The organism is Streptomyces sp. NPDC002104 (genome assembly GCF_053593795.1).
On sequence record NZ_JBSFDF010000042.1, the window covers coordinates 58,185 to 67,678 of the forward strand.

At 73.1% G+C, this 9,494-nt stretch carries 10 protein-coding genes; 6 read left to right on the plus strand and 4 right to left on the minus strand.

Going from position 1 to position 9,494, the window contains the following annotated elements:
* Window positions 1-64: 64 nt before the first annotated feature.
* Window positions 65-844, plus strand: a complete 780-nt coding sequence (locus ACWCP2_RS28590; protein ID WP_450911464.1) for a SigE family RNA polymerase sigma factor — start codon at window positions 65-67, stop codon at window positions 842-844.
* Window positions 841-2,112: a hypothetical protein gene (locus ACWCP2_RS28595; RefSeq protein WP_450911452.1), complete on the plus strand. Its 1,272-nt coding sequence runs from the start codon at window positions 841-843 to the stop codon at window positions 2,110-2,112. The genes ACWCP2_RS28590 and ACWCP2_RS28595 overlap by 4 nt, the downstream gene beginning before the upstream one ends.
* A 140-nt stretch (window positions 2,113-2,252) precedes the next feature.
* Here the strand turns inward: ACWCP2_RS28595 and ACWCP2_RS28600 are convergent, their stop codons facing one another.
* Window positions 2,253-3,068 (minus strand): SURF1 family protein, encoded by an 816-nt coding sequence (locus ACWCP2_RS28600; protein ID WP_450911453.1) that lies wholly within the window; start codon window positions 3,066-3,068, stop codon window positions 2,253-2,255.
* 87 nt (window positions 3,069-3,155) lie between these two features.
* Window positions 3,156-4,994 (minus strand): prolyl oligopeptidase family serine peptidase, encoded by a 1,839-nt coding sequence (locus tag ACWCP2_RS28605; protein ID WP_450911454.1) that lies wholly within the window; start codon window positions 4,992-4,994, stop codon window positions 3,156-3,158.
* A gap of 109 nt (window positions 4,995-5,103) precedes the next feature.
* Here ACWCP2_RS28605 and ACWCP2_RS28610 point away from each other — a divergent pair, with 109 nt between their 5' ends.
* Genes ACWCP2_RS28610 through ACWCP2_RS28620 form a run of 3 tightly spaced genes read left to right on the plus strand, consistent with a single transcriptional unit; the run spans window position 5,104 to window position 7,241 of the window.
* A complete protein-coding gene (locus ACWCP2_RS28610) occupies window positions 5,104-5,271 on the plus strand; it encodes a hypothetical protein (protein ID WP_450911455.1) in 168 nt (55 codons plus the stop codon).
* Between the two features lie 38 nt (window positions 5,272-5,309).
* The gene (gene codA / locus ACWCP2_RS28615; RefSeq protein ID WP_450911456.1) at window positions 5,310-6,626 is read left to right on the plus strand and encodes a cytosine deaminase; all 1,317 of its coding nucleotides are present in this window, start codon (window positions 5,310-5,312) and stop codon (window positions 6,624-6,626) included.
* A 6-nt stretch (window positions 6,627-6,632) separates the two neighbouring features.
* A complete protein-coding gene (locus tag ACWCP2_RS28620) occupies window positions 6,633-7,241 on the plus strand; it encodes an HD domain-containing protein (RefSeq protein ID WP_450911457.1) in 609 nt (202 codons plus the stop codon).
* Here the strand turns inward: ACWCP2_RS28620 and ACWCP2_RS28625 are convergent.
* Together ACWCP2_RS28625 and ACWCP2_RS28630 are read right to left on the minus strand one after the other, a co-directional pair.
* Window positions 7,238-7,684 (minus strand): DoxX family protein, encoded by a 447-nt coding sequence (locus tag ACWCP2_RS28625; RefSeq protein ID WP_450911458.1) that lies wholly within the window; start codon window positions 7,682-7,684, stop codon window positions 7,238-7,240. The two genes, ACWCP2_RS28620 and ACWCP2_RS28625, sit on opposite strands and share 4 nt — an antisense overlap.
* Before the next feature lie 94 nt (window positions 7,685-7,778).
* A complete protein-coding gene (locus ACWCP2_RS28630) occupies window positions 7,779-8,912 on the minus strand; it encodes a sulfite oxidase (protein WP_450911459.1) in 1,134 nt (377 codons plus the stop codon).
* Between the two features lie 102 nt (window positions 8,913-9,014).
* On the opposite strand from ACWCP2_RS28630, the gene ACWCP2_RS28635 reads away from it, so the two are divergent.
* Window positions 9,015-9,404, plus strand: coding sequence for an SHOCT domain-containing protein (locus tag ACWCP2_RS28635; RefSeq protein ID WP_450911460.1), 390 nt, complete (start codon window positions 9,015-9,017; stop codon window positions 9,402-9,404).
* Window positions 9,405-9,494 lie beyond the last annotated feature (90 nt).

A 9,494-nucleotide genomic window follows, 5' to 3' on the forward strand; every position in this document is an offset into this window, starting at 1 on the left:
AACTGGCGTGGCAGAAGCATTGCTCGACTACCCCGTCCGTCCGGTCCGCACCGGGACGCTCCCGATCCCGTCGCGTCTGCGATCCCGTACGCCCGGTGGGCTCCCGGTGATCGTTCCCGTTCCGCCCGCCTCGACGGCGCCCGGAGCTCCCCTGCTGCCCGGGGTGCCCGCGGCGCCCGCGTCCGGCGTCCGTACGTCCGGACCGGCCACGGATGGCCGGGTGCCCGGACCCCGCGACAGCGCGGAGGACACCGGGAGCACGCAGCAGGCCGAGCCGGTGACGGTGGCGGAGCCCGTGGCCGAGCCGGTGGCGGTGGCCGAGCCGGCCGTGGTGGCCGAGGTGGTCCAGGGGACCACCGTCGACCACCTGACGGAGACCTACCAGGCCCACTACCGCTCGCTCCTGGGCCTCGCCGCGCTGCTCCTCGACGACACCGCCTCCTGCGAGGACGTCGTCCAGGAGGCCTTCATCCGCGTCCACTCGGCCCGCAAGAAGGTCCGGGACCGGGAAAAGACGCTGGCCTACCTGCGCCAGACCGTCGTCAACCTCTCGCGCTCCGCCCTGCGCCGCCGCATCCTCGGCCTGAAGCTCCTGTCGAAGCCGATGCCGGACATGGCGAGCGCCGAGGAAGGCGCGTACGACCTGCTGGAACGGGAGGACCTCATCAAGGCGATGCGCGGGCTCCAGCGACGCCAGCGCGAGGTGCTGTCGTTGCGCTACTTCTCTGACATGACGGAAAGCCAGGTAGCCGAGGTCCTCGGCATATCGCTCGGTTCGGTCAAGGCGTACGGATCGCGGGGCATTGCCGCGCTGCGGGTGGCGATGGAGGCTGCGCAGTCATGAGTGAGGACCGCAAGACCAACGCAGGCGAAGACCGGGAACTGCCCGGCCCGGCCGGCGAATCCGCCCCCGGGAGTCCGGAGGCCCTGCGGGAGCTCGTGTTCGGCAAGCCGAAGACGCCGGACACCGAGGTCGACGCCACGGCGCCCGCCGAGCCCGCGGCCACCAAGCTCTCCGTGGTGAAGCCCGCCGCGCCCGCCGCGCCCGCCGCCGCCGAACCCTTGGGTGAGGAGGACGAGCTGCGCGTCCTGCTGCGCGGGGTCGTCGGTGGGCTCGAGCCCTCCGACGACGCGCTGGAGCGGCTGCGGAAGGGGGTCCCCGCACGCCGGGTCCGCAACCACAGGATCCTCGTCGCCGCGGCCGCGGCCGTGGTGGTGCTGGGCGGCTCGGTACCGGTGGGCCTGCACCTGACCTCCGGAGCGGGCGGGGACTCCGGCCGTTCCGTCACGGCGGGTCACGGTCAGTCCGGCGACGCCTCGAACGACGGGTCGGGCCTGCACCAGAACGGCTCCACCCGTCCGAAGCCCAAGAGGTCCTCCGACAAGGACAAGGACCGGGACAAGGACAAGGACAAGGACGGGCAGAACGGCGGCGCCAGCGCCTCGCCGACCCAGCCCGGCGGCTCCACGAGCAGCGGGCCGGACGCCGACCCGCCCCGCGCGACCCCCGGAACCGGTGCCACGGGAACCGTCGGCGGCGGTGTGCTGCCCCAGCCCGGGCCCTCGGACGTGCCCAACTGCACCCAGGGCCAGATCGGGGTGGCGGGCAGTACCCGGGCCCCGTCGGCCGGCGGCAAGGTCTACGGCAGCTTCAAGGTCACCAACGTGTCCTCGAAGGGCTGCACCGTCCGCGGTCCGGAGAGCCTGACGGCCGGTCCGGCCGTCGACGGCGGAGCCGGGGTCGCGGTCGTCAACCACGTCACGGGCGATCCGGCGACCGGGCTGCTGCCCGACCCTTCGGTGGAGACCCTGAAGCTGGTGCTCCAGCCGAACGCGTCGTACGAGGTCCGCTTCGCATGGGTGCCGCCGGAGGGCGGCTGTCCCGGTGCGAACGGCGAAGGGGACAACGCGTCGGGCGAGGTCACCGGGAGCGCCCCGGACGCCGGGACGGGCACCGACGCCGGCCAGGTCCAGCTGGAGGCCCCGCCGCTCGGTGCCGTGGTGTCCCACACGCCCAACACGTCGGGGCAGGACGGTCCGACGACGCAGACGACCATCGCCGAGGCGTGCGGCGGAACGGTGTACCGGACGGGCGTCATCCCGCTCAGGTAGATCCGCTCAGGTGGATCCGCTCAGGTAGATCCGCTCAGGTAGATCCGCTCAGGTAGATCCGCTCAGGTAGATCCGCTCAGGTAGATCCGCTCAGGTGGATCCCGGCAGGTGGAACCGGGGCCCGGTCCGGGCCCCGGACGCTACGGCTGGGTGGACCCCGCCCCGGCCGGGGCCGGCTCCGCCGGGTCCCGCTCCGCCGGGGTCGCGTCGAGGATGCCCGCCTCCGCGTCGCGCAGGGTCTCCACCTCGCGCCGGTACAGCCGGAACCACATGAAGAGCACGAACGCGGCGAAGACGAACCACTCGCCGGTGTAGCCGAGGTTCTGGAAGGCCTTCAGATCGAGCCCGGTGTTGGCCGGAGCCTGCGCCGGTACGGGAGTCATCCCGTCGGCGGGCGTCTGCACGGTCAGCCAGGCGTCGTACAGGCCGTACGGCACGATGTTGACCAGCGAGGCCGCCCCGATGACGCCGAGCTGCCCGGCCGGCAGTCCGCCCTCGGAGTGGACGCCCTTGCTGGTGGAGTTCTCCGAGGCCTGGAGCGCGCCCGTCACCTCGACCCGGCCGGCCGGCGGGGCCGGGGCCCGGCCCGCGTCGGCGCTGCCGGGCAGCCAGCCCCGGACCACGGGTACGGCCTTGCCGGTGTCGGTCTTCAGCAGGGTCAGGACGTAGAAGCCGGACTTCCCGTCGAGCCGCCGCTCGGGGACGAGGAGCTGGTCGGCGTACTCCCCGGAGACCGAGGCGAGCCGTCCCGAGGTCCGCTTGTCCACCGGGAGCAGGGATTCCAGCGGCGCGGCCGCCTGCTCGGCGGGGCGTGCGCTGGCCGCCTCCTGGTGGGTGTCGACGCGGTCCTCGAACCGGCCGAGCTGCCAGGTCCCCATGAACAGGCAGAAGGGAACGCCGAGCGCGACGAAGACGTTGATCCCCCACCAGCGCGGGGTCAGGAGAAACCGGTGCACCCCACCACCGTACGGGGGGCGCACCGGCTCACCGGTCCCGGGGCCGCCGCGGGGTCGCCGCGGGGCCGTCCCCGGGACCGGCGCGGACTACCGCGGCAGGTGCTTCAGCGCGAAGTCGATCTCCATCCGGACCTGCTTGATCCGCTCCTCCACGACGAGCGAGCCGTGCCCGGCGTCGTAGCGGTACACCTCGTGCTCCGCCCCGCGCGCCGCCAGCCGGTCCACGTAGTTCTCGATCTGCTGGATGGGGCAGCGGGGGTCGTTGAGGCCCGCCGCGATGTGCACGGGCGCCTTCACCGCGTCCACGTACGTCAGCGGCGAGGAGGCCGCGAAACGCTCCGGGACCTCCTCCGGGGTGCCGCCGAAGAGGGTGCGGTCCAGGGACTTCAGCGCCTCCATCTCGTCGTGGTACGCCGTCACGTAGTCGGCGACCGGTACGGCCGCCAGCCCCACCGCCCAGGCCTCCGGGTGCGTACCGAGGCCCAGCAGCGTCAGGTAGCCGCCCCAGGAGCCGCCGGACAGGACGAGGCGCGCCGGGTCCGCGAGGCCGGAGGCCACCGCCCATTCCCGTACGGCTTCGACGTCCTCCAGCTCGATCAGGCCGACCCGGTGCTTCAGGGCGTCGGTCCACTCGCGTCCGTAGCCGGTCGAACCGCGGTAGTTGACCCGTACGACCGCGAAACCGTGGTCGAGCCAGGCCGCCGGGGTCGCGGCGAAGGCGTCGCTGTCGTGCCAGGTGGGCCCGCCGTGGATCTCGAAGACGGTGGGGAAGGGGCCGTCGCCGTGGCCGGCGGGCCGCTGGGCGAGGGCGTGGATCCGCCCGCCGGGGCCCTCGACCCACACGTCCTCGACCGGTACGGAGCCCGGCGGCCGGAAACCGGGAGGGTCGAGCACGACCCCGCCCGCGGTCGACCGGATGACGGAGGGCTCGGCCGCGGAGGACCACTGGTACTCCACCGACCCGTCGGGCCGTGCCGTCGCACCCGAGACCGTCCCCGGCGGGGTGTCCAGCCGTACGAGTTCCCGCGCGGCCAGGTCGTAGCGGAACAGCTCGCTGCGCGCCTCGTAGCCGTGCTCGATCAGCAGCGCGGACCCGTCGGGGTACCACTCGGCGCCGACGTCGCCCGGCAGGTCGACGGCGAGCCCCTCCTCGGTGCCCGCGGCCACGTCCCACACCATCGGCTCCCACCGGCCGCGCCGCTGGTGGCCCACCAGCAGCCGGGTGTCCCCGGCGACGGGCGCGAAGCCGAGCACCATCAGGCCCAGCTCCTCGGTGCCGCCCTTGGAGTCGTCCAGCTCGGCGACGGTGGCGCCGTCCAGGGTGATCACGCGCAGGGCCGAGTGCATCGCGTCGCCGTGCTCGGTGTGCTCGACGGCGAGCAGGGTGCCGTCCCGGGACAGGTCGCCGACGCCGGCCGACTCGCGGTGCCGGTAGACCACGGCCGGCTCGGTGCCGTCGGGCCGGACCACGTGGATGGTGGTCCCGTCCTCGTCGGTGGAGCGGCCCACGACCGCCGTCCCGTCCCGCCCGATGGCCAGCCCGGCGGGGTACGAGGCCTCCAGCCCGGGGGTGGCCGGCTCGTCGGGGCCGCCCGCGAAGGGCTGGCGGACCCAGGTGCCGAACTCGTCGCCGTCGGTGTCGGAGAACCACCAGACCCACGCGCCGTCGGGGGAGAGGGTGCCGTCGGTGGTGCCGTTCGGCCGGTCGGTGGCCTGCCGCTGGGCGCCGGTGGCGCGGTCCCAGGTGTAGAGCTCGTAGGTCCCGGTGGCGTTGGAGACGAAGAGCGAGCGGTCGGGGGCGTCCTCGGCCCATTCGGGCAGTCCCACGCGCGGGGCCCGGAAGCGCTTCTCCCAGTCGGGCGCGGCGGCGTCGTTCGCGCGGTCGGTGCCGTGGGCGTCGTTCGTGTCGGCGGTGGCGTCAGTCATGCACCCCATGTAACCGGATCGGCCGCGGCCCGTCCCCCGAGATGCCGAGGGGGCCGAACGGGCGCAGGGTGGTGTGCGTACGGATCCGCCGAGGCGAGGAGCAGCGGTCATGGCGAAGAAGGCGCGTACGGGCAAGCCGTCCCACCACGACTCGGAGCGTGCGCTGGCGAAGAACACCGCGGCGGAGGCGCGCGCCAAGGCCGCCGTCCGCGACATCCAGTCGGTGTCCGCGAAGACCCGGGGCATGCAGCAGAAGGCCCAGGCCAAGCGGGGCTGACCCGGAGGCGAGCCGCCCGTGAGCCGTAGGGTGGCGCCATGCGGATGATCGTCCGGGGCGCCCGGCTGCTGCACAGCCCGTACACGTCGGGCCTGCACGACGTCGAGGTCGCGGAGGACGGGCGGATCGCGCGCGTGCTCCCGTACGACGACCAGAAGGAGCCCCCGGCGACGGGGGTGCTGATCGAGGCGCACGGCGGGCTGCTCAGCGCGCCCTTCGTCGAGCCGCACATCCACCTCGACACGGCCCTGACGGCCGGAGACCCGCGGCCCAACGCCTCCGGGACCCTCTGGGAGGGCATCGCCTGCTGGAGCGAGCGCAAGAAGACCCTGACCCGCGAGGACGTGATCGCGCGGGCCACCGAGGTGCTGCGCTGGCAGGCGGCGCAGGGCGTCCTGCACGTGCGCACCCACTGCGACGTCACCGACCCGGAGCTGACCGCGCTCGACGCGCTGCTGGAGGTCCGCGACCGGGTCCGGGACGTCATGACCCTGCAGATCGTCGCCTTCCCGCAGGAGGGCATCGTCTCCTTCCCCGGCGGCGAGAAGCTGCTGCGCGAGGCCGTCCGGCGCGGGGCCGACGTGGTCGGGGCCATCCCGCACTTCGAGGACACCCGGGAGGACGGGGTGGCCTCGCTGGCCGTCGCCTTCCGGCTCGCCGAGGAGCAGGGGCTGCGGGTGGACGCGCACTGCGACGAGATCGACGACGAGCAGTCGCGGTTCGTGGAGGTGCTGGCCGCGCACGCCCTGCGCTCCGGGCTGCGCGGGCACGTCACCGCCTCGCACACGACGGCGATGGGCTCCTACGGCGGCGCGTACAGCTTCAAACTCCAGCGCCTGCTCTCCCGTTCCGGCATCAACCTCGTCTCGAACCCCTTCGCCAACCTCAACCTCCAGGGCCGCTTCGACGCCTACCCCAAGCGGCGCGGCCTCACCCAGGTCAAGGAGATGCTGGCGGCGGGGGTCAACGTGGCCTTCGGCCACGACGACGTGATGGACCCCTGGAACGCGCTGGGCACCGGCAACCCGCTGCAGACCGCCCTCGTCGGGATCTACGCGGCCCAGCTCACGGGAGCGGACGAGATCCCGGTGGCCTTCGAGATGGTGACCGAACGCGCGGCGCGCGTGCTGGGCCTCTCGCCCTCGGAGTACGGGGTCCGCCAGGGCAACCCGGCCTCCTTCGTGCTGCTGCCGGCCGAATCGCCCACCGAGGCCGTCCGCCGCCAGGTCCGCCCGCGGTACGTGGTCTCGCGCGGCACCGTTCTCGCCGAGACCCCGCCGGCTCCGGCCCGGCTGCTGGCCTGGCCGGGAGAGGAGGGCCCCTCCGAGGTGGACTTCCGCGTCCGCCTACTGTGACCGTCCATGACCTTCGTTGCATGGACTCTTGACACTCCGTCGGCCCGGGCCGCGCTGGAGGTCGCCTCCGAGTACACGGACGCGGCACTGCTGAACCACTCCGTCCGGTCGTACGCCTTCGGGGCCGAGTACGCGGACCGGCACGGGCTCGACCACGACCGCGAGCTCTTCTACGTCAGCGCGCTGGTGCACGACCTCGGGCTGACCGCACCCTTCGACAGCCACACCCTGCCCTTCGAGGAGGCGGGCGGCCACGTCGCACGCGTGCTGACGGCCGGGCTGGGCTGGCCCGCGGAGCGGCGGGCGCGCGCCGAGGAGATCATCGTGCGGCACATGCGCGAGGACGTCACGGCCGCGGAGGACGTGGAGAGCCACCTGCTCCAGATCGGTACGACCGCGGACGTCTCCGGGGTCGGCGTCCTCGACGCCGACCCCGTCTTCACGTCCGCGCTGCTCACGGAGTACCCGCGCCTCGGCTTCGGCGACGCCTTCTACGCCCTGGTCAGCGACCAGGCCGCGCGCAAGCCGCAGTGCGCGGCGGCGGCCTACGTGGCGAGCGGCGCGAAGGAGCGCATCGCGGCGAACCCGCTCGACCGGCACCCCCTGGGGGCCTAGAAGAGCCCCAGGGCGTGGTCCAGGGACCAGACCTGCCAGCCCATCGCGAAGAAGGCGACGCCCGAGATCAGGGCCATCATCAGGTTCTGACCCTGCTCGCCCCAGTCGTGGATCATCAGGATCAGGTAGACCAGGTTGAGCAGCAGCCCGGCGAGCAGGGCTATCGGGGTCAGGAACCCGACGACAAGGCCGAGACCCAGGGCCAGTTCGGCGTAGGCGACGAGGTAGGCCATGAAGCGCGGGTGGGGCTTGACGACGAGGTCGAAGCCGCGCGTGACGAAGCCCCAGCGGTGCTTCTCGGCGACGCCGGCCGCCCAGCGGATGCCGCCCCCGCCGAACCAGTCCTTCTTGTCCTTGTGCCGCCAGCTCTCCAGCCACCACAGCCCGAGCCCGATCCGCAGAACGGCGACCCATTCGGGCCCGCCGAGCCAGATGGTCTGCATCCTCGGTTCCCTTCCTCGTTCCCTCGCAATGATCTGACGATGTGTCAGTTTCGAGGGAAGGGGGAGGGTGTGGCAAGGGGTTGGCCGACGGGGTTCAGCGGCACACGACGCCGACGGCCTGGACCTGGTTGTTGCCGAAGCCCCCGCGGTTCCACGGCTGCGCCAGCGGCTGCGTGCGCCCCGAGGCGTCGGTGGCGCGGACCAGGAGGGTGTGAGGGCCCGGGAGCGCCGTCCAGTCGGCGTGCCAGCCCTGCCAGGCGTACGGGTGCCCGCCCTGCGGCAGCACCTCGGCGTCGGCCCAGCCGCCGCCCCCGTCGGTGCTCAACTCCACGCGTACGACCGGCCCGTAGCCCGACCAGGCGCGCCCGGCGAGCCGGACGGGGCCGGGCGGGACGACCCGGGTGCGGGACATGAAATCGGGGAATCCGGGCGGGATCAGCAGGGCCCGCGGGGCGATCCGGGTGACGGGCTCGCCGGGCTCCTCGGCGCTCTGCCGGTACCGGTAGGCCGTGGCCTGCTGGTAGCCGCCGAACTCCGCGCCGACGAGCTCGATGTCGCGCAGCCACTTCACGTGGGCCATCCCGTACCAGCCCGGCACGACCAGCCGCAGCGGATGTCCGTGCTGGGGCGGCAGGGGCCCGCCGTTCATCGTGTGGGCGAGCAGCACGTCCTCGCCGACGGGCAGCGGCAGGCTGCGCCGGTAGTCCTGCTCGACGCCCCGCTCCACCCCGTGGTCCGCGCCCGTGAACACCGCCTCCACGGCGTCCGGGGCCACCCCGGCCTCGGCGAGCACCGCGCGCAGCGGCACCCCCGTCCAGTCGGCCGTTCCCACCGCCTCCACCAGCCAGGGCTGGCTGACCGGCCGCGGGGACAGCCGGGCCCGCCCGTTGCCGGCGCACTCCATGGTGACCCGGTGGGTCACGGAGGGGAGGGCCCGGAGCTCGCTCAGGCCCAGCTCCAGGGGGGTGCGGAGGCGGCCGCGGAGGGTGAGGCGCCAGGTGTCGGGGGTGGTCGCGGTGGTGGGGTCCGCGGCCTCCGGGCCCGTGTCGGGGATGTCGTAGTGCACGAGTACGTAGTGCAGCCCGGCCGGGGTGACCTCGTACCGCATGGCCTCCAGCGGGAGCCCGTGGTTGCGCGCGGCGAGCGCGAGCTCGTCCTGGCCGACGCCTTCCCCGGGGGCGGCGATCCGGCCCGGGGGGCTGATTCCGGGGAGGGGGCGCTCCTCCATGGATTCATGGTCCCGCGGCCGCGGCGGCCCGGCGACTCCGCGTGCGGATCATGTAATCAGGCGGTATGAATTGATCTGTCCCTTATGTGATCGGAGTGAAGCGTGGACGACTATCCACTGCTCAACCTGTTCTGGACCATGCTGTGGCTCTTCCTGTGGGTCATGTGGTTCTTCCTGCTGTTCAAGGTGATCACTGACATCTTCAGGGACCACGAGCTGCACGGCTGGGGCAAGGCCGGCTGGCTGATCCTGGTACTGCTGTTGCCCTACCTCGGCGTCCTCGTCTACCTGATCGTCCGCGGCAAGAGCATGAGCCAACGCGACGTGAAGCAGGCACAGGCGAACGAGAAGGCCTTCCAGGACTACGTCCAGAAGGCCGCGGGCCCACGGAGCAGCCCGGCCGAGGAACTCGCCAAGCTGTCCTCCCTCAAGGAGAACGGCCACCTGACCCAGCAGGAGTTCGACAAGGCCAAGGAGAAGCTCCTGGCCTGAGGGCTGCTGTCCGCGCCCGCGTACGGGGCGGGAGAGGTGTGCGGGACGGGAGAGGCGTGCGGGGCGGGTGAGGTGGTTTCGCTGGTCACC